24 protein-coding genes are annotated in these 17980 nt (G+C 66.9%); 1 reads left to right on the forward strand and 23 read right to left on the reverse strand.

Going from position 1 to position 17980, the window contains the following annotated elements; genetic code table 11:
• Positions 1 to 9: 9 nt before the first annotated feature.
• From CH249_RS17430 to CH249_RS17505, 17 genes are all read right to left on the reverse strand, one after another.
• Complete coding sequence (locus CH249_RS17430; RefSeq protein WP_094681911.1) at positions 10 to 807, reverse strand: cyclase family protein; 798 nt, start codon at positions 805 to 807, stop codon at positions 10 to 12.
• A complete protein-coding gene (locus tag CH249_RS17435; RefSeq protein WP_094681912.1) occupies positions 807 to 1985 on the reverse strand; it encodes a sorbosone dehydrogenase family protein in 1179 nt (392 codons plus the stop codon). Before CH249_RS17435 ends, CH249_RS17430 begins: the two co-directional genes overlap by 1 nt.
• Positions 1986 to 2148: 163 nt before the next feature.
• Positions 2149 to 3324 (reverse strand): PQQ-dependent sugar dehydrogenase, encoded by a 1176-nt coding sequence (locus CH249_RS17440; RefSeq protein WP_094681986.1) that lies wholly within the window; start codon positions 3322 to 3324, stop codon positions 2149 to 2151.
• Between the two features lie 117 nt (positions 3325 to 3441).
• Positions 3442 to 3645, reverse strand: coding sequence for a heavy-metal-associated domain-containing protein (locus tag CH249_RS17445; RefSeq protein WP_094646896.1), 204 nt, complete (start codon positions 3643 to 3645; stop codon positions 3442 to 3444).
• A gap of 20 nt (positions 3646 to 3665) precedes the next feature.
• Positions 3666 to 3947, reverse strand: coding sequence for a metal-sensitive transcriptional regulator (locus CH249_RS17450; protein WP_032393890.1), 282 nt, complete (start codon positions 3945 to 3947; stop codon positions 3666 to 3668).
• 16 nt (positions 3948 to 3963) lie between these two features.
• The gene (locus tag CH249_RS17455; RefSeq protein ID WP_256980464.1) at positions 3964 to 4215 is read right to left on the reverse strand and encodes a hypothetical protein; all 252 of its coding nucleotides are present in this window, start codon (positions 4213 to 4215) and stop codon (positions 3964 to 3966) included.
• Entirely contained in the window at positions 4212 to 4637 is a 426-nt protein-coding gene (locus CH249_RS17460; protein WP_045200992.1) for a hypothetical protein, read from the reverse strand. The genes CH249_RS17455 and CH249_RS17460 overlap by 4 nt, the downstream gene beginning before the upstream one ends.
• A gap of 52 nt (positions 4638 to 4689) precedes the next feature.
• Positions 4690 to 5130, reverse strand: coding sequence for a hypothetical protein (locus CH249_RS17465; RefSeq protein ID WP_094681914.1), 441 nt, complete (start codon positions 5128 to 5130; stop codon positions 4690 to 4692).
• Between the two features lie 71 nt (positions 5131 to 5201).
• Positions 5202 to 5375 (reverse strand): hypothetical protein, encoded by a 174-nt coding sequence (locus CH249_RS28000; protein WP_155290783.1) that lies wholly within the window; start codon positions 5373 to 5375, stop codon positions 5202 to 5204.
• Between the two features lie 97 nt (positions 5376 to 5472).
• Positions 5473 to 6111 carry a hypothetical protein gene (locus CH249_RS17475; protein WP_094629728.1) on the reverse strand — a complete coding sequence of 213 codons (639 nt, stop codon included), beginning with the start codon at positions 6109 to 6111 and terminating at the stop codon, positions 5473 to 5475.
• The gene (gene hemB, locus CH249_RS17480) at positions 6108 to 7082 is read right to left on the reverse strand and encodes a porphobilinogen synthase (protein WP_094629729.1); all 975 of its coding nucleotides are present in this window, start codon (positions 7080 to 7082) and stop codon (positions 6108 to 6110) included. The genes CH249_RS17475 and hemB overlap by 4 nt, the downstream gene beginning before the upstream one ends.
• A gap of 49 nt (positions 7083 to 7131) precedes the next feature.
• Positions 7132 to 8694: a bifunctional uroporphyrinogen-III C-methyltransferase/uroporphyrinogen-III synthase gene (locus CH249_RS17485; protein WP_032393884.1), complete on the reverse strand. Its 1563-nt coding sequence runs from the start codon at positions 8692 to 8694 to the stop codon at positions 7132 to 7134.
• Positions 8691 to 8861 (reverse strand): hypothetical protein, encoded by a 171-nt coding sequence (locus CH249_RS28005; protein ID WP_156516050.1) that lies wholly within the window; start codon positions 8859 to 8861, stop codon positions 8691 to 8693. The genes CH249_RS17485 and CH249_RS28005 overlap by 4 nt, the downstream gene beginning before the upstream one ends.
• Entirely contained in the window at positions 8854 to 9831 is a 978-nt protein-coding gene (hemC, locus tag CH249_RS17490; protein ID WP_094681915.1) for a hydroxymethylbilane synthase, read from the reverse strand. The genes CH249_RS28005 and hemC overlap by 8 nt, the downstream gene beginning before the upstream one ends.
• Entirely contained in the window at positions 9828 to 11240 is a 1413-nt protein-coding gene (locus CH249_RS17495) for a glutamyl-tRNA reductase (RefSeq protein WP_032393882.1), read from the reverse strand. The genes hemC and CH249_RS17495 overlap by 4 nt, the downstream gene beginning before the upstream one ends.
• Entirely contained in the window at positions 11237 to 12067 is an 831-nt protein-coding gene (locus CH249_RS17500; protein ID WP_094681916.1) for a redox-sensing transcriptional repressor Rex, read from the reverse strand. Before CH249_RS17500 ends, CH249_RS17495 begins: the two co-directional genes overlap by 4 nt.
• Positions 12068 to 12223: 156 nt before the next feature.
• Complete coding sequence (locus CH249_RS17505; protein ID WP_032393880.1) at positions 12224 to 12505, reverse strand: glutaredoxin family protein; 282 nt, start codon at positions 12503 to 12505, stop codon at positions 12224 to 12226.
• Between the two features lie 205 nt (positions 12506 to 12710).
• Between CH249_RS17505 and CH249_RS17510 the strand changes: the two genes are divergently transcribed.
• Entirely contained in the window at positions 12711 to 13646 is a 936-nt protein-coding gene (locus CH249_RS17510) for an HAD family phosphatase (RefSeq protein WP_256988370.1), read from the forward strand.
• Between the two features lie 19 nt (positions 13647 to 13665).
• Here CH249_RS17510 and CH249_RS17515 read toward each other — a convergent pair whose 3' ends face one another.
• The 6 genes from CH249_RS17515 to proC form a co-directional block, all read right to left on the reverse strand.
• Positions 13666 to 14154, reverse strand: a complete 489-nt coding sequence (locus CH249_RS17515; RefSeq protein WP_032394167.1) for a GNAT family N-acetyltransferase — start codon at positions 14152 to 14154, stop codon at positions 13666 to 13668.
• Between the two features lie 22 nt (positions 14155 to 14176).
• Entirely contained in the window at positions 14177 to 15226 is a 1050-nt protein-coding gene (locus CH249_RS17520) for a lysophospholipid acyltransferase family protein (protein ID WP_094629731.1), read from the reverse strand.
• Positions 15223 to 16350, reverse strand: coding sequence for an NAD-dependent epimerase/dehydratase family protein (locus CH249_RS17525; RefSeq protein ID WP_256988362.1), 1128 nt, complete (start codon positions 16348 to 16350; stop codon positions 15223 to 15225). The genes CH249_RS17520 and CH249_RS17525 overlap by 4 nt, the downstream gene beginning before the upstream one ends.
• A gap of 144 nt (positions 16351 to 16494) precedes the next feature.
• Positions 16495 to 16596: a 30S ribosomal protein bS22 gene (locus tag CH249_RS17530; RefSeq protein WP_003402602.1), complete on the reverse strand. Its 102-nt coding sequence runs from the start codon at positions 16594 to 16596 to the stop codon at positions 16495 to 16497.
• A 204-nt stretch (positions 16597 to 16800) separates the two neighbouring features.
• Positions 16801 to 17037 carry a helix-turn-helix domain-containing protein gene (locus CH249_RS17535; protein WP_008713658.1) on the reverse strand — a complete coding sequence of 79 codons (237 nt, stop codon included), beginning with the start codon at positions 17035 to 17037 and terminating at the stop codon, positions 16801 to 16803.
• Between the two features lie 127 nt (positions 17038 to 17164).
• Positions 17165 to 17980 (reverse strand): pyrroline-5-carboxylate reductase, encoded by an 816-nt coding sequence (gene proC / locus CH249_RS17540; RefSeq protein ID WP_094681989.1) that lies wholly within the window; start codon positions 17978 to 17980, stop codon positions 17165 to 17167.

The following is a 17980-nucleotide window of genomic DNA, read 5'->3' on the forward strand; positions in this document are numbered from 1 at the left end:
TAGCCGGGTTCAGCCGGGAGTCACTGCGAAGACCCGGCAGGGACCGCCGGTCGCGCCTGCGTGCTTCGGTGCGCCGACGACGACCGTCGCCCCTGCCGGGGGCACCGCGTCCAGATTCGCCAGTGCCTCGACTCCGTATCGGCCTGCCCCGAGAACCGCTGTGTGAGCCGGGTATTCGCGGTCGTTCATCCGGTCGAGGCTCAGGGTGTCCACTCCGATTCCGACGATGCCCCGCTCGCGTACCAGCAGCTGCGCCGCGTCCGCGCCGAAGCCGGGGGCCGCACGTTCGGCCAGCCTGTTCTGCCAGCCACTGTGCATCACCACCAACGCGCGGTCCGGAATCCGGCCGTGCTCGCGCTCCCACTGCGCGATGTCCCCGATCGTCACCACGGCCTCGGGGTCGGACGCGGCCCGGGCGGAGATGTCCACCACCACCAGCGGTGCGATCAGATCCTCGAGGGGCAGGATGTCGGCCGTCGCGCCGCCCCGAATGCGGTGCGCCGGGGCATCGATGTGCGTTCCCGTGTGCTCCCAGTACGAGAGTTCGTTCACCAGGAACCCGCCCAGTTCGTAGGCGGCGACCGGCCGCATCGTGAACGGTTCGCTGCCCGGCCACACCGGGAACGTCGGGCTCAGGGTGTGGGTCAGATCGACAAGGCGGCCCGCCGGAATCGCCGAACCGATAACGGGTTCGGCGCGCACCGCCCCGGCCGTCGCAACGGTCAACGCGGCGGCTCCCAACGATCCGAACAGCGCCCTACGGCCGATTCTGCGGTGAACGGTCTCGATGACCTCGGGGCCGCACATCAGTCGGCAGCGGGGGTGACCAGCAGGACCTTGTCGTCCGATCCGTTGTCGGTGGTCAGGAGGAATGCGCCGTCGTCGCCGAAGCTGGTGAGCGAGCGCAGTCGACCGTACGTACCCACCAGGGCGTCGGCCTCGTCGACGTATTCCGTGCCGTCCTCGGACAGCTTCAGAAACGTCAGCTTCTCGCCCTGCTGACTCGAGATCACCGCGGCCCCGTTCCAGGAACCCCATCCCGCGCCGTTCGCGAAGGTCAGACCGGGCGTGGCGATGGTGGGACTACCCGAGCTCCACACGGCGGCGAGTGCACCGGGCACGCGGGTCGGATCGGTCATCGGTACCGACTCGTCGTAGATGAACGGGAGTCGATCGGGGCGGTAGCCGTAGTTGCCGCCGGGCACCAGCAGGTTCAGCTCGTCGTCTCGGGCCGTGCCCTGCTCCACCTCGTAGATCTGACCGGTGCCGGGTCGGATCGCCAGGCCCTGCACGTTCCGATGTCCCAGAGTGAAGATGCGATCCGGGGCGTCGGCGGCGGCGGTGCCGTCTGCATTGATATGTAACACCTTGCCGCCCAACGAGTTCCGATCCTGCGGAACCGTCGGCGTCGCCGTGTCTCCGGTGCCGACGTACAGGGTGCCGTCGGGGTGGGCCAGGATGCGGCAGCCACCGTGACGACCGCCGTCGGCAACGGGAATGTCGTCGACGAGGGTGCCGGTGCGGGTCAGAGCGGTCCACTCCGGATCCACGGTCCACGAGAGCACGGCGATGTGGTTCTCGCTCGCGCCTCCCGCACTTCCGGTTCCGGCGCTACCGGTACCGCCACTACTGCCGCCCTGCACACCCTGGCACGTGTAGATGGTTCTGGATGCGGCGAAATCCGTCGCGAGAGCTATGCCCATCAGGCCCGTCTCGCCGGACGCGTACAGGTCGTCGAGGTCCGCGGCGAGTTCGCGGGTGGCACCGCCGACGTCGCGGATCACGAACCGTCCCGAGCGTTCACCCGTCAGCACCGTTCCGTCCGGTGCGACCACCGCATCCCACGGCTTGGCGAGTCCGTCGAGCACGGTGGTGACCGTCAGATCGGGGAGCGGGTCGGCCTGCGCCGTCGCGCTGGTCGTACCGGCAAGCGTCAGGAAGACGCTGGCAGCGATCACTCCGGAACTGGACACCAGCTTGTTCATCCACACTCCTGACGACGATCCGCGACCGGCCCGATATGACCGGTATCACATGATCTTAAACACACTCTTCGGGCAAACCGCCGACTCATGACGCGATTCGGTTCCCGGCAGCAGAACGAATCCACGGCAATCCCCGGTCCCACGTAATGGCGGCAACCCCTGGTCAGCCGACCTCGGGGGTGACGAGCAGCACCTGGTCGTCGGAGCCGTTGTCGGTGGTGAGCAGGAAGCCGCCGTCGCTGCCGAAGGGGGTCAGCGACCGCAGCCTGCCGTACGTGCCCTCCAGCGCCTCGGCCTCGGCGACGTACTCGGTTCCGTCGTCCGACAGTGCCAGGAAGACGAGCTTCTCGCCCTGCTGACTCGAGATCACCGCCGCACCGTTCCAGGAACCCCACTGCTCACCGTCGGTGAACGTGACGTCGGGGGTGGCGATGGTGGGATCACCCGAACTCCACACTGCGGGCAGGGCACCGGGAACCCGGTCGGGGTCGGTCATGGGTACCGATTCGTCGTAGACCGACGACCGTCGATCGGGGCGGTAACCGTAGTTGCCGCCCGGCACCAACAGGTTCAGCTCGTCGTCTCGGCTCGTCCCCTGCTCGACCTCGAAGATCTGGTCGGTTCCGGGACGGATCGCCAATCCCTGCACATTGCGATGACCGAGAGTGAAGATCCGATCCGGGGCATCGGCTGCGGCGGTGCCGTCTGCGTTGACGTGTAACACCTTGCCGCCCAGCGAGTTTCGATCCTGAGGAACAGTGGGGCTCGCCGTGTCCCCGGTGCCGATGTACAGCGTGCCGTCGGGATGGGCCAGGATGCGGCAGCCACCGTGACGCCCGCCGTCGGCAACGGGAATGTCGTCGACGAGGGTGCCGGTGCGCGTGAGGGCCGTCCACTGCGGGTCCACGGTCCACGACATCACGCCGATGTGGTTACCGTCGTCGCCGCGCACACCCTGACAGGTGTAGATCGTTCGCGACGCAGCGAAATCGGTAGCCAGTGCGATCCCCATCAGTCCGGTCTCACCGGCGGCGTAGAGATCGCCGAGGTCCGCATTCAGTTCACGCTGGACTCCGGCCGAGTCGCGGATGACGAACCGGCCGGAGCGCTCCCCCGTCAGCACCGTTCCATCGGGAGCGACCACCACGTCCCACGGTTTGTCGAGGCCATCGAGCACGGTGGTGACCGACAGGTTCGGTAGCGGCCCGGCAGGCGCGGCCGGGGAGGGAGCAGCGTCGGAAGAGCTCTGCGACGCGGTCGCGGACGACTCGCTCGGCTCTGCGCTACTGCCCTGGTCGGTGGTGTCCGCAGAACAGGCCGCCAGCAGGGCGACGCTCATGGCGAGGACGGCTGCGCCGGTGACAGGTTTCTTCACGAGCGCTCCTGACGATGTTCGATGAGTCCCATTTTTCCGGTATCACCGTTTTCGCGACTTCCGAACCACCGACCGAGTGTGTCAGGACACCAGTCGATACCCGGCTTCGGCGACTGCGGCGTCCACCGCCGCGGTGTCGAGCGTCGAATCGCTGCTCACCACGACCGCACCGGAATCCACATCGACGTCGACGCCGGTGACTCCCGAGATCTCCGATACCTCTTCCGTCACCGATGCGGCGCAGTGCTCGCACGTCATGCCCTGGACCGAATATGTCGTCTGCATCTTCACTCTTCCCTCTCGAGTCAGGAACGAACCAGGCGCGCGATGGCCTCGGAGGCCTCTTTCACTTTCGCGTCCGCCTCGGGTCCGCCGTGTTTCGCGGCTTCCACCACGCATCCAGCGAGGTGGGCGTCGAGCAGCTTCAACGACACCGACTGCAGAGCTTTGGTCACCGCGGACACCTGGGTGAGAACGTCGATGCAGTAGCGATCGTCTGCGACCATTCTCGATATCCCGGCCACTTGGCCCTCGATACGACGCAATCGCTTCAGCAGGTCGTCCTGCTCGGCGCTGTAGCTGCTCATGTCCGCCATGATACCCCTACCCGGTAGGGGGTGCGCCTCCGGACACGAGTCGCCGGACGCCGTCGACCGTCAACAGTCCGGCCACGATGGCGGCAAGAGCGGCCAGCGCGATCCAGGACCCCGAGTAGAACGTCCCCGAATACGCCGGGGACACCTCCGGAACCGCGGGAAACTGCGTGGTGCGCACCCCGGCGTTCCAGCACGCCACCGCTCCGATCACCGCGAGCAGAGCCAGCACCAACTCCGCCCACCCGAGGGACTTCCTCACAGGTACTCCCGCTTCGCCGTTTCGAGAGCCGCGCGCAGACCGTCGTCGTCCTTCGCCCACGCCTGCACCAGTCCGCCGCCCACCAACCGCAGCCCGATGCCGTGCCGCTTGCGCGGGACGCCCGACAGCTCTCCGAGTACCCGCGCGGTCTCCCACTTCTTCGGCTCGTATTCGCCGTCGGCGTACTCGGCTGGGGGCAGAATGTCGTCGATCTCGTCGAGGTCGACGGTCTCGGTTCCCTGTCGCAGCCGACGGGTGGTGAGTTCGACGCTGACGTGCATCCGCGCGGCGCGGAGCTGGACGTACGTGAAACCGACGAGAATCAGCGAGAAGAGAGCGAGAGCGAACCAGTGGACCACCGGTCCTGATGCGAGCTCGACCGCGAGTACCACGAGGCAGAACACCGGCCCCCAGGCCAGCATCCGCCACCGGCCACCGGGCTCGTGGAAGAGCACGGTCTCGTCGATGGGGGTATCACTGCTCACGGATGAACCACTCCCGTGCCGACGGCCGGTAGACCAGGACCGCTGCGACCACCAGCGCGACGGTGATCACCAGCAGCACGAACGGGAACACCAGCGCGGCGAAGGTCAGCAGCAGCGCGGTGGCTCCGGACAGCGCGACAAGGGCGCGTCGGAACCGGCGGTCTCCGCTCCGGACCAGGCCCGACATCAGGCCGACGGCCAGCCCGACCACACCGAAGATCACGCCGAGTCCACGAAAGACCGTCAGGAAGGAATCGACCTGTTCGTCCGTCGCACCGCCGGTGGTGAACGACGCGCGGATCTGGTCGGCGGGGAGCGTCAGGGCGATCATGCACACGACGATCAGCAGCACCGCGGAGGTCAGCCACAGCCAGTAGGCGGCGGAAACCACTCGGGGCCGGACGATCGGTGTGTCGGTGTCTGCGCTCACGCCAGACATCCTGCCACCGGGGGTGAGCTGTGCGTTCGGCCGGCAGAGATTTCCGCGCCGACGCGACGTGCTCAGCCTGCAGAAATTCCCAGTGCCATGATCGCGATGGCGGCCGAGACGGCGAGCAGCAGCCCGAGCAGGGCCCAGCCGGGGCGACCGCTCTCGGCGGGACAGGGCTCGCGATCGACGGCCGGTGCTGCGGTCGGCTGCGTGATGCTCGCTGCTGCAGGGGTGTGCTCTGCCATGTCGGTTCCGATCACTCGAGACGATATCGACAGTGATGCTAGTCACACAGCCCGTACCGCAGCCCCGAACACGCCCGAAATTATCGAGTTCTGAAAACTACCGCCGTCCCGAAGCGACGAAGTATTCGTTGGATTCCCGACGGTGCATCAGGTAGATCGCCCCGGCGGCCAGCACTCCCTGGCCGATGCCGAGCACACTCATCACGATGTTCATCGCTCCTGCGCTCGACGCAATGGCGAACAGTTCGAGGATCATGGTGAACACGGTGAACGATCCGATGATGGTGAGCAGCATGCGCGCCCACATCTTGCCTGCGCGCATCCGCTTGACCCAGAACAGGAACAGCGCCCCGAAACCGAGTACGACGAACACCGTGACGACGAGCATCACCGTCACCATCGACTGCGTGGACTCCACCGTCATGTCGGCGGCTGCGTCCTGCGCTGCGAGGTCGTCGAGGAGGGACTGCGCGAATTCCTCGCGCGCCCCGAACAGCGTCCACACCGAGAACAGCGCCGAGAGCGCCCCGATCAGCGCCACTCCCCACCACAGATGGCGTGCGGTCTCGACGTCGACGGGCGCCGGACGCGGGGTCGGCTCGAGCTCCGGTCCTGTCTGCGGGAACCCGTGCTCGAGCTCCCAGCGCTGCCAATCCGGCTGCGGCGGTGGGTTACCCGGCCTGTTGCTGTCTGGGTTGGTGCCGTCCGGGTTGTTGTTCGGAGGAAATTCGTTCACAACCAGCCCGCCACTTCGGTAGCCCAATAGGTCAGTACGACATCGGCACCGGCGCGTCGAATGCCGACGAGCGATTCCAGCACCGCTGCGTCGCGGTCGATCCACCCGTTCTGAGCGGCGGCGGTGATCATGGCATATTCCCCGGAGATCTGATACGCCGCAACCGGAACCGGTGACATCTCGGCGACGTCGCGAAGAATGTCGAGGTACGACATCGCCGGCTTGACCATCACCATGTCGGCACCCTCGGCGAGATCGAGTTCCACCTCGTGGGTGGCCTCGCGGCGGTTCGCCGCATCCTGCTGGTACGTCCGGCGATCGCCCTGCAGCGAGGACCCCACTGCTTCGCGGAACGGGCCGTAGAAGGCCGAGGCGTACTTCGCCGAATACGCCAGCTGACCGACCTCGACGTGGCCTGCAGCGTCGAGTCCGGCGCGGATGGCCCCGACCTGCCCGTCCATCATTCCGCTCGGTCCGAGCAGATGCGCACCGGAATCCGCCTGTGCGACGGCCATGTCGACGTACCGCAACAGGGTGGCGTCGTTGTCGATGGAACCGTTTTCGCCCAGGACTCCGCAGTGCCCGTGGGAGGTGAACTCGTCCAGGCAGGTATCGGCCATGATGACCGTCGAATCCCCGAGGTCGGCCTTCAGCCGCGCCAGGCCGCGATTGAGGATTCCGTCCGGGTCGGTTGCCCCGGAGCCGGTTTCGTCCTTGTCCTCGGGTCTCGGTACTCCGAACAGCATGACGCCGCCGACGCCTGCCGAGACGGCCTCCTCGGCGGCAGCACTGAGCGAATCCAGCGTGTGCTGGAACACTCCCGGCATCGAGCCGATGGCCCGCGGCTCGGTGATGCCGTCGGCCACGAACATCGGCAGCACCAGATGCCGTGCCTCGAGCGAGGTCTCGGCCACGAGTCGACGCAGTGCCGGGGTGCGGCGCAGGCGTCGGGGACGGTCGGTGGGGAACAAGCGAACTCCTTACGGACCGGGTGTGCTGAGCGTGAGATCGGCGGCCGAGTTACCGGCGGCGCGACTTCTTGCGCGGCGGGGGCAGTGCGCCCTCGGCCCGCAGGCGGGCCGCGTGCTCGGCGAGAGCCTCGACCAGCGGTCCGACCTGTGCCGACTCGGGCTGCACATCCACGCGCAGACCGAATTCGACGGCCGTCTCGGCGGTCTTGGGGCCGATGCACGCCACCAGGGTGCGAGCGTGCGGCTTTCCGGCGATGCCGACCAGGTTCCGGACGGTGGAGCTCGACGTGAAGCACACTGCGTCGAAGCCGCCGGTCTTGATCATCTCGCGGGTCTCGGCGGGGGGCGGTGCCGCCCGAACGGTGCGGTAGGCCGTGACGTCGTCGATCTCCCAGCCGCGTTCGCGCAGCCCCTCGGCGAGCGTTTCGGTGGCGATGTCGGCGCGCGGCAGAAGGACTCGGTTGACCGGGTCGAAGACCTCGTCGTACGGCGGGAAGTCCTCGAGCAGTCCGAGCGAGCTCTGCTCACCCGATGGCACGAGTTCGGGGTTGATGCCGAACGAGCGCACCTTTGCCGCGGTTGCCTCACCGACACAGGCGATCTTGACGCCGGAGAACGCGCGAGCGTCCAGGCCGAACTCCTCGAACTTCTCCCACACGGCACGAACGGCGTTGGTCGAGGTGAAGACGACCCACTGGTAGCGACCGTCGACCAGGCCCTTGACGGAGCGTTCCATCTGGGCCGGGCTGCGCGGGGGCTCGACGGCGATGGTCGGAACCTCGATGGGGATGGCACCGTGGGTGACGAGGCGATCGCTCATCTCCCCTGCCTGATCCTTGGTGCGAGGCACCAGCACGGTCCAGCCGTAGAGTGCGCGAGATTCCCACCAGGACATCTTGTTTCGACCCGAGACGACCTTGCCGACGGTGACGACGAGGGATCCGACGAGCTCGGATCCGGCGTCGTTGAGGGTGGCGAGGGTGGCCTCGACGGTGCGCTGCTGACGGGTGGTGCCGCGGACGGTGATGGCCGCGGGTGTCTGCGGTGCCAGGCCGTGTTCGACGAGGGCACTGGCGGTTTCGGCCAGGTGACCCGATGTTGCGTGCAGTACCAGCGGGCCGGGGGCCGCGGCGAGAGCTGCCCAGTCGACCTCGCCTCGGACGTCGGCCTCGGTGTGACCCGAGCCGAGTGCCATTCCGGCGTAGCTGGGCACGGCCGATCCTGCGGGCAGGCCGGGGAGCACCTCGAACGGCACGTGCGTGCGTGCGACGGCGCCGACCTCGGCAATCACCGAGTCGGTCGTGAGCGGATCACCGGAGACCAGGCGAACCACGTCGTGGCCGTTCTTGGCTTCGGCGAGAAGGGTTTTGGCGACCTCGGCCGGTTCGCCGAGTGCCGGACGAACCTCGACACCGTTCTCGCCCGTCTCCGGGTCACGCGGAACGTCGGCACCGACCAGGGCGGTGACGCCCTTGTCGACGTCGGGATCGGTGAATGCGAGCTCGGCCGCTCCGAGCACTTCCCGTGCCCGGACCGTGAGCAGAGCCGGGTCACCCGGCCCGGATCCCACGAACAGGATCCGTCCGTTGGTGTTCTTGCGGACTGGGCTCATCGGTTGTTCTCCAGTGCTGTCTTGTGTGGGTACTGCAGTTCTATCGGGGTTGCGGTGCCCCGTTTCGGAATCAGTCGAGCGGTGGCGATCGACTCTCTTCGCACCACGGGACGGGTCGCCTTGCGTTTGGCGCGTCCGCGGACGGGTGCCGTTATGGCCCTAGACATGAGATCCACCCCGTAGACGAGAATCGGCCTGTGCCGGTTCGGTGACCGAAACGAGTTCGCGCGCACCGAGATCGAGCAGTTCGCGGGCCAATTCCCGGCCCAGCTCCTCGGCTCGCTCGGGTGATCCGACGATCGACGCGCGGATGGTGTCGCTGCCGTCGATGGCGGCGACGCAGCCTCGCAGGGACAGTTCGTCGAAGATTCGGCCGTCCTCGTCGATGGATTCGACGACCTCGGCGATCGCGCCGACCGGGGCGGTGCAGCCGGCTTCGAGTTCGGCGAGCAGTCCGCGTTCGGCTGCTACCGCGGCGCGTGAGTGCGCGTCGTCGAGGGTGGCGATGGCCGCCGCGAGATCGGTGTCCTCGACGCGGCATTCGACGGCGAGCGCACCCTGGGCGGGTGCCGGAAGCAACTGAACCGGGTCGAGTGCTTCGGTGACCAGGTCCAGTCGGCCGATGCGGGCCAGTCCGGCGCGGGCGACGATGACGGCGTCGAGCTCACCCGACGCCACCTTCCCGATCCGCGTGTCGAGGTTGCCGCGCAACGGCTGAACGTCCAATCCCTGTCCGAGAGCGCGCAATTGAGCGATACGACGCGGGGCGGACGTGCCGACCTTCGCGTCGGCGGGCAATTCACCGAGTACCAGTCCGTCACGGGCCACCAGGGCGTCGCGCGGGTCCTCGCGAGCCGGGATGGCGGCGATGGTGAACCGGTCGTCGGCCGCGGTCGGCAGATCCTTGTACGAGTGCACCGCGATGTCGACGGTGCCGTCGGCCAGTGCCTCACGCAGCGCCGCGGTGAAGACGCCGACGCCGATCGTCTGCACGGGAGCAGCAGACAGGTCGCCTGCGGTCTTGACGATCACCAGTTCCGCTTCGACTCCGGCTGCCGCGAGGGCCACCCGAACCGTGTCGGCCTGGGTGGTCGCGAGAAGGCTTCCGCGAGTACCGATCTTGACGACGGCGGTCATTCGGCACGCTCCTGACCGGTGGTTCCGCCGGGGTAGGAGTCCGAGCGTAGATCGGTGCGGCTGGCGGTGAAATCGTCCACCAGTTCCAGCGAGCCGATCTCCATGGGCGTGGCGACGGCATCGACCGAGCCGGGGCTCAGCTCGAACAACTCCCGCAGCGCAGCGGCATAGGAATCTCCACCCGGTGTGCTGGCGAGCTGCTTGACCCGCACGGTGGGCGAATGCAGCAGCTTGTCCACGACGCGGCGCACGGTGCGCGCCACCTCGTCGCGCTGCGGCGAGTCGAGCCCTGGCAGTCGCGATTCGAGACGGAGCAGCTCTCCCTCGACCACCTCGGCAGCGCGCTGGCGCAGCGCCGTGACGGTGGGGGTGACCTCGGCAAGTCGTTGTCCGGCAAGGTAACCCGAGAGTTCACTGGATACGATCTCGCGGGCGGCCGACGCGTCGTTGGCTGCGGCACCGGCAGCAGGATCGCGCTGCAGGGACTCCATGTCGAAGACGGTGACGCCCGGCAGACCCGACACCGCGGCGTCGACGTCGCGCGGCAGACCGAGGTCGCAGATCACCAACGGTCGATCCGAGCCGCGGCGGGCGAGCGCGAGGTGGGCGTCGGCGATGGAGACCACGGCCCCCACCGCTCCGGTACAGGTGAGGAGGATGTCGGCCTCGGCGACTGCGTCGGCCAGGTCCTCGATGGCGACCGAGGTTGCTGCGATCCCGTTGGAGACGGCGTTCTCGGCCAGGTGGTCGGCTCGCTCGCGGGTGCGGTTGACCACGGTCAGCGCGCCGATGCCTGCGCGGCCGAGGTGGGCGACGGCGAGGCCGCCCATCGCTCCGGCTCCGAGGACGACGGCCTTGCGGCCGGCGAGGGAGCCGTCGAACTTGTCGGCGGCGCGGTCGAGGGCGACCGAGACCACCGAGGCTCCGGCGGCGTCGATGCCGGTTTCGCTGTGCACGCGCTTGCCCACGCGCAGGGCCTGCTGAGCCAGTTCGTGCATCACGCGGCCCGAGGCCTGCTGGCCGTCCGAGGCGGCGTAGGCCGAACGGATCTGGCCGAGGATCTGCTGCTCGCCGATGACCATCGAGTCGAGGCCACTGGCCACGGCGAAGAGGTGCTCGACGGCGGCTTCGCTGTAGCGGACGTACGCGTGCTTGGTCAGGTCCGCGATCTCGAGCCCTGAGTGTTCGCCGAGAACTTCGCCGACGGCGGTCAGCGCGCCGTGGAAGGCGTCGACGACGGCGTAGATCTCGACCCGGTTGCAGGTGGACACCACCATGACCTCGGAGATGCTTCCGCTGGCCATCAGCTTGTCGGTCAGTTTCGGGCGATCGGTGTCCGTGATGGCGACACGCTCGAGAACTGCGACGGGAGCGCTACGGTGCGAAATCCCGACGAGAAGGACACTCACGGTGCAATCACCGATCCGTTTCTTGTCGAACTGTTGACTGGGCTTGGATTGCCGGCGATGCGCGGGCCGTGACTGCGGCCGAGGCGTGCCGTGGACGTGAGCGGGGGCGGCGATACCGGCTGCGGCCGGGGGGCGGTGACGATGGCCGGACCGTCGATGTCGGTCGGTCCCGAGACGTTGCGGGAGCTGTTGAAGGAGAGCACCTGCATCTCCACTGCCAGGTCCACGCGCCGCACCTCGACATGCTCGGGGACGTCGAGAACCATCGGCGAGAAGCTCAGGATGGATTCGACGCCACCGGAGACGAGTTGCTCGGCGACGCTGTGCACGGATTCGTCGGGGGTGGCGATGACGCCGATGGTGGCTTCGAGTTCACGGCAGGCGACCACGAGTTCGTCGACGTGCCGGACGATCAGTCCGTCGATGTCGATGCCGACGCGCGCCGGGTCGTTGTCGAACAGTCCGACCATCGTGAAGCCGCGTCGGGCGAATCCGCCGTAGCCGGCCAGCGCCTGTCCGAGGTTGCCGACTCCGGCCAGGACGACGCGATGGCCGCGATCGAGTCCGAGTGCGCTGTCGATCTTGGCGCGCAGGCGCGCCACGTCGTAGCCGACTCCGCGAACGCCGTTGGGGCCGAGAAAGGACAGATCCTTGCGGAGTTTGGCCGATCCGACGCCTGCTGCGGTGGCCAGTTCTTCACTGGAGACGATGAGAACGCCCTCGTCTGCGAGGATGGAGAGGACCCGCAGGTACGTCGCCAGACGGGTGACCGTAGCCTGAGGGATGACCCGCTCTACGCCGCTGGGCGACGGGCGCTCTTCGGTCACGTCTGGGGCTCCTCGTCCGAACGGCGTCGATGCCGGTCTTCACGCTGATCCTGCGTTCGTGTCTATTTCACGGACGCTGTTCACACCACGGTAACTGCTTGTGAACGAATGAACAAAGTTGCGCACACCGGCCCTCACCTGCACACGCGAGAGCAATCACACGTTCTTAGGGTGCCCTGCCCGGGTGAGATCGGCTCGCAACCGCGGCACGTCTACCTCCCAGTAACTGTGTTCGATGCCGTCGAGGAGCACCACGGGCACTCGATCCCCGTACTCCGCACGCAGGTCAGGCGATTCCGCTGCCGCCTCGTCGACGTCGACGACGGTGACCGGCACGTCGAATTCGCGGCACACCTCGCTCAAGACCTCGAACGCGTGCGTGCAGGAATGGCAGCCTGCGCGGGTGAGAAGAGCCACGCCGGTGGGAGTCGTCTGCATGAATCCACTGTGACACGAGCTCGGCGGAGACGAAGGTCACAGTCCCCGGTCCGATCGGGGGCCGAACGACGGGCGCGCAGTACTGCCCTTCGCCTGCCGTCCGGACGACCCCGACTAGGCTTGCGGCGAGCGACTCGACTGGGAGGTGGACATGGTGAGCGACGGGGGAACAGACCTGCCGATCGAGAACACGCCCGATATCGACATGGTCGATACCAACGATCCGAGCGAGGACAAGCAGTTCAAACGCCGCATCCGCAGGATTCGCAATCCATTCGGTCCGACCGACGCCGAGGTCCGCGCCAACGTGGCAGGCCAGGCCAGTGCCGATGCCGCCCTGGCGTTGCAGATCGAGTCCGAGGCGGCCGTTCCGCGGGATCTGACTGCTGCCGCCTTCTTCGACGTGGACAACACGATGGTGCAGGGCGCGTCGATCATTCACTTCGCTCGCGGGTTGGCCGCGCGAAAGTACTTCACCAGCGGCGATCTGGCCCAATTCGCTTGGCAGCAGGTCAAATTCAGGGTCAGCGGCAAGGAGAACAGCGAGGACGTGGCCAGCGGCCGCGAGAAGGCGCTCTCGTTCATCACCGGCCGTCCCACCTCGGAGCTGACCCGGCTCGGTGAGGAGATCTACGACGAGTTGATCGCCGACAAGATCTGGGCCGGTACCCGGGCTCTCGCGCAGATACACCTCGACGCCGGTCAGCAGGTCTGGCTGGTGACGGCCACTCCTCTCGAACTGGCCCAGATCATCGCCAAGCGCCTCGGCTTGACCGGGGCTCTGGGAACGGTCGCCGAGAGCAAGGACGGGGTGTTCACCGGCCGTCTGGTCGGCGACATCCTGCACGGCATCGGTAAGGCGCACGCGGTGCGTTCGCTGGCGGTGCGGGAAGGTCTCAACCTCAAGCGCTGCACTGCGTACTCGGACAGCCACAACGACGTGCCGATGCTCTCCCTGGTCGGCACCGCCGTGGCGATCAACCCCGATACCGACCTGCGTGAGCTGGCCAAGAACCGGGGTTGGGAGATCCGCGACTACCGCACCGGACGCAAGGCAGCCAAGATCGGAGTGCCCACGGCGTTGGCCCTGGGAGCGGTGGGCGGTGGGCTCGCCGCGGTGATCGGCCGTCGCAAGTCCTGATCCATCCCGGTGACGACAGTCAGAGCGTGAGCTGCATCAGCGTCAGGTCCAGCCAGCGACCGAACTTCACGCCCACCTGCGGCATCTGCCCGACGGTGACGAACCCGAGTTTCTCGTGCAGTGCGATCGAGGTGGTGTTCTCGGATTCGATGAACCCGACGAGCACGTGAACCTCGCTCGCCTGCGCCCGCTCGATCAGTTCGCTCAGGAGCGCACTGGCCAGTCCGCGACGGTAGAAGTCTCGGTGGATGTACACCGAGTGTTCCACCGAATGCCGATAGCCGCTCTTGACCCGCCACTGCCCGTACGACGCGTATCCGGCCACCCGTCCGTCGACCTCTGCGGTGAGGACCGGGTATCCCGCGGCGATCCGGCCCTCGAACCAGGCCGTGCGATCGGCGAGATCGACCTGTTCCTCGTCCCAGATGGCGGTGGTGTTGGCGACCGCATCGTTGTGGATGTCGAGAATCTCGGGTAGATCGGCAGCGGTGGTGTCGCGGATATGCACTGCCACAGGGTAACCCGAGCGTCTAACCCAGGAAGACGTTGCGCCTCTTGGCAAGCAGTCGATACAGCGTGTGCTGGATGGTCTCGCGGACGTGGTCGGTCAACTCGAACAGCACCATCGGATCCTCGAACGCGGTGGAGTCGTACCCGTCGGTGGGGATCGGTTTGCCGAATTCGATGTACCACTTGGACGGCATCGGAATCAGACCCAGCGGACCGAGGTGCGGAAAGAAGGGCGTGACCGGAAAGTAGGGCATTCCCATCAGTCGGGCCAGCGGTGCGATGTCGCCGATCTTGGGGTAGATCTCCTCCGAGCCGACGATGGAGCACGGGATGATCGGCACACCCGTCCGCAATGCAGCCGAGACGAATCCGCCGCGGCCGAATCGCTGCAACTTGTAGCGCTCACTGAACGGTTTGCCGATGCCCTTGAACCCCTCGGGGAACACCGCGGCGACCTCGCCGGTACGCAGCAGACGCTCGGCGTCGGGGTTGCAGGCCAGCGTGTGCCCGGCCTTGCGGGCGATCGTGCCGACGCCGGGCATCTCGAATGCCATGTCGGCGGCCAACATTCGCAGGGGCCGGTGCGCCGGGTGGTGATCGCGCACGGCGACCGACGCCATCAACGCATCGACGGGCACCACGCCTGCATGGTTGGCAACGACCAGTGCGCCGCCGTCGGACGGAATGTTCTCGATGCCTTTGACCTCGACGCGGAACCACTTGTCGAACAGCGGCCGCAGCAACGGAAGCCAGATCGCGTCGGCGAAGTGCGGGTCGTAGCCGAACTCGTCGACGCTGTAGTCACCGGCCAGCCGCCTGCGTACGAACTCGGCGACCGAGGAGATCTGGTCGACGATCGTGGACTTGGTGTCGTCGATCATCGACAGCAGTGGAGCCGGTATCGACGGCGTCACGGCCGATGCGGCGGCAGGCGCCGGGTCCAGCAACGGCGTCGGCTCTCGGGGATCGGTGTAGGCGGAGGGGTGCCGCTCACGCGAGCCCGCAGCCGCTCGGGCCGAGCGTCCCGAGGTGCCGCCGTGCAATGGAATCACTTTGGCCACTTCGCTCACCCGTCCCCTCCCGAACTACGCACCGCTCCGGAACGCGGCAGTGCTGCCAGTGCACGCGCCGTGGACGCGCCTGTCTCGACGGCCGAGACCAGTCGATCCTCGACGCTGTCCACCCATTCGGTTCTGATGACCGGCCGCAGCGCTGCGCCTCGGACGAAGTCGTCGAATGCCTGAACCGTGGTCCACCGCGGCTCGAATCCCAGGACGGACCGCATGCGGGTGGTGTCGAGTCCGCAGCCGAAGTGGAAGTAGTCGAGTTGCTCGGTGGTGAACTCGCGCATCATGCCGCCCATCAGGGCGCGGCCGACGCTCTTGAAGAGCGGGAACGGTACCGGCACCTGAACGCGGCCGGCTCGGCGAATCGCCTGGGAGAGCATGATCGTGCCGTCGGCTCCGATGTTGAACGTGCCCGCCGACCCGCCGAGAGTGGCGCGCTCGAGCGCAGCCAGGGCGTCCTCTTCGTGCAGCAACTGCATGCGGGCGTCGCGACCGACGATGCTGGGGATCAGCGGCGAGGTCATGTAGCGCGAGATGGTGCCGTTCAGTCGCGGACCGATCAGCGGTGCCATGCGCAGGATCGACACCGCGATGTCCGGTCGTCGACGGCCGAGGCCACGTAGGTATCCCTCGATGTCGATCGTGTCCCGCGCGTACGCACCGCCCGGGGGGCGTCGGGCACTCATCTCCTCGGTGAATTGCACGGGGTCCTTCGCGCTGCAGCCGTACACCGAGGACGACGAACGCAGCACGACCCTCTCGACGGTCGGTGACTTCTGGCAGACCGCGAACAGCTGCATCGCGCCGATGACGTTGAGGTCCTTCATCGTCGCGCGGCCACCGGATTTCGGAGGCTTGGCGACGGTCGCTGCGTGCACGACGGTATCGACGCCTGCATTGCGAATCACTTTGCCGATCAGCGGATTACGAATGTCGGCGCGGACGAATTCCGCGCGACCCATCCGGCGCAGCAGATCCTTGCTCGGAGACACGGCGTCGACGGCGATGACGCGCTCGACGTTCGGATTCTGGGCCAGCCTGGTGACGAGGTAACCGCCGAGGAATCGACTCGCTCCGGTCACGAGGACCACTCGGGGCGCGGTCGATCCACGATCGCTCGGACTCACTGCGCACCCCCAACGTCGGTTCCGCTGCAAAGCCTACTGGATCAGCAGGTGTCCGGGTGGGTGAGAAGCAAAGCCCGTTCTTCGAACGGAAGAAGCCCGCCACCGACGGTGACGGGCTTCTTCGTGAAGCAGATGACGGCAGGCTTATTTGCCGAGTTTCCTGCGCTGCACGCGGGTACGACGAAGCAGCTTGCGGTGCTTCTTCTTCGACATGCGCTTGCGACGCTTCTTGATCACTGAACCCATGCGGGTGTCCTCACGTTCTTCTCTAGCGTTTTCGCGCACGCCGTTTGCGTACGCCTACCTGACAACCAAGCCCTGGGGCTGCGGTCACCGAGCTGGCGCTGGGGCCACGTACTCGCCCACGGCTACACACCAGCTGGCTGGCACGACGAGCGCCAATCTTACCGGTGTGAACCAGGACTTACGAAACCGGCCCCACGTGCACTACTAGCCTGCGTCGAAGTACGAGGTCTCGAGATAGTCGTGGACCGCCTTGGCGTGCACACGAAAAGATCGACCCACTCGTACAGCGGGCAATTCTCCGCCGTGCACCAGCCGGTACACGGTCATTTTCGAAACCCTCATCAGCGTCGCCACTTCGGCGACCGTGAGGAACTGCGTTCCGGCCAGAGCCGGTTGACCGTCCGGGGACGAACCCTTGGACGGCTTGTTTATAGACGCCATCAATCCACATACCTCCGGCACGTCTCATGCGGCAGGCTTCCCCTCCTGCCGAACAGACACGCACGTGCTGCCCCCGAGCCTATAGGGACAGATGGGGTTACTGCGACGGGAGTGGGGAAAAGATTTTTTATTCTGCTGTGATGCCCATCTCAACGGATCGGGCATTCGCGGCACCGAGGGCATCGAAAAACGCTGCTCGGAGGCCGTTTCTCTCCAGTTCGCGCACCGCAGCGGCGGTGGTTCCGCCCGGAGAAGTCACGGCGTATCGGAGCTCGCTCGCGCTCTCGTCGGAGCGATCGAGCATCGCCCCCGACCCCACCATCGTCTGAACCACGAGCGCCGATGCCACGTCGCGGCTCAATCCCAGGCCTACTCCCGCGTCGATCATGGCCTCGGCCACCAGGAAGAAATAGGCCGGGCCGGAGCCGGACACGGCCGTCACGGCGTCGAGCTGATTCTCCTTGACCACAACCACCTTGCCGACGGCCGAGAGGATCGAGCGCACCAGTTCGAGGTGCTCGGTGCGGGCGTACTTGCCCGGTGCCAACACGCTGACGCCCTCCCCCACCAACATCGGGGTGTTGGGCATGACCCGAACGACCGGGAAACCGGCGGGGAGCTTGGGCTCGAACTTGGCGGTGGGGACGCCTGCGGCCAGCGAGACGATGAGTTGTTCGCGATCGCCGTCGAGTTCGATCTTCGTGATCTCGTTCAGTGCCGCTTCGACGTCGGCCGGCTTGACCGCCAGCACGATCACGTCGGCACCCTCGGATGCGTCGCCGACGGTGGTGGTCAGTACTCCGAATTCCTCGGCGATCTCCTTGGCGCGGGCCTCGGACTTCTCGGCGACCACCAGATCGCGCACAGCGTGGCCGGACTCGAGGAGTCCCGCAATCAACGCCTCGCCGATCCGTCCGCCGCCGATCACTGCAATTCTCGTCAT

Source organism: Rhodococcus sp. 05-2255-3B1 (genome assembly GCF_002258545.1).
GTDB lineage: Bacteria > Actinomycetota > Actinomycetes > Mycobacteriales > Mycobacteriaceae > Rhodococcoides.

What these genes read in the sequence shown, in the direction of transcription:
- CH249_RS17430 (WP_094681911.1), bottom strand. Translation starts at nt 807, where the DNA reads ATGTGCGGCCCCGAGGTCATCGAGACCGTTCACCGCAGAATCGGCCGT.
- CH249_RS17435 (WP_094681912.1), bottom strand. Translation starts at nt 1,985, where the DNA reads ATGAACAAGCTGGTGTCCAGTTCCGGAGTGATCGCTGCCAGCGTCTTC.
- CH249_RS17440 (WP_094681986.1), bottom strand. Translation starts at nt 3,324, where the DNA reads ATGAGCGTCGCCCTGCTGGCGGCCTGTTCTGCGGACACCACCGACCAG.
- CH249_RS17445 (WP_094646896.1), bottom strand. Translation starts at nt 3,645, where the DNA reads ATGCAGACGACATATTCGGTCCAGGGCATGACGTGCGAGCACTGCGCC.
- CH249_RS17450 (WP_032393890.1), bottom strand. Translation starts at nt 3,947, where the DNA reads ATGAGCAGCTACAGCGCCGAGCAGGACGACCTGCTGAAGCGATTGCGT.
- CH249_RS17460 (WP_045200992.1), bottom strand. Translation starts at nt 4,637, where the DNA reads ATGCTGGCCTGGGGGCCGGTGTTCTGCCTCGTGGTACTCGCGGTCGAG.
- CH249_RS28000 (WP_155290783.1), bottom strand. Translation starts at nt 5,375, where the DNA reads ATGGCAGAGCACACCCCTGCAGCAGCGAGCATCACGCAGCCGACCGCA.
- CH249_RS17485 (WP_032393884.1), bottom strand. Translation starts at nt 8,694, where the DNA reads ATGAGCCCAGTCCGCAAGAACACCAACGGACGGATCCTGTTCGTGGGA.
- CH249_RS28005 (WP_156516050.1), bottom strand. Translation starts at nt 8,861, where the DNA reads ATGTCTAGGGCCATAACGGCACCCGTCCGCGGACGCGCCAAACGCAAG.
- hemC (WP_094681915.1), bottom strand. Translation starts at nt 9,831, where the DNA reads ATGACCGCCGTCGTCAAGATCGGTACTCGCGGAAGCCTTCTCGCGACC.
- CH249_RS17505 (WP_032393880.1), bottom strand. Translation starts at nt 12,505, where the DNA reads ATGCAGACGACTCCCACCGGCGTGGCTCTTCTCACCCGCGCAGGCTGC.
- CH249_RS17510 (WP_256988370.1), top strand. Translation starts at nt 12,711, where the DNA reads ATGGTCGATACCAACGATCCGAGCGAGGACAAGCAGTTCAAACGCCGC.
- CH249_RS17530 (WP_003402602.1), bottom strand. Translation starts at nt 16,596, where the DNA reads ATGGGTTCAGTGATCAAGAAGCGTCGCAAGCGCATGTCGAAGAAGAAG.
- CH249_RS17535 (WP_008713658.1), bottom strand. Translation starts at nt 17,037, where the DNA reads ATGGCGTCTATAAACAAGCCGTCCAAGGGTTCGTCCCCGGACGGTCAA.
- proC (WP_094681989.1), bottom strand. Translation starts at nt 17,980, where the DNA reads ATGACGAGAATTGCAGTGATCGGCGGCGGACGGATCGGCGAGGCGTTG.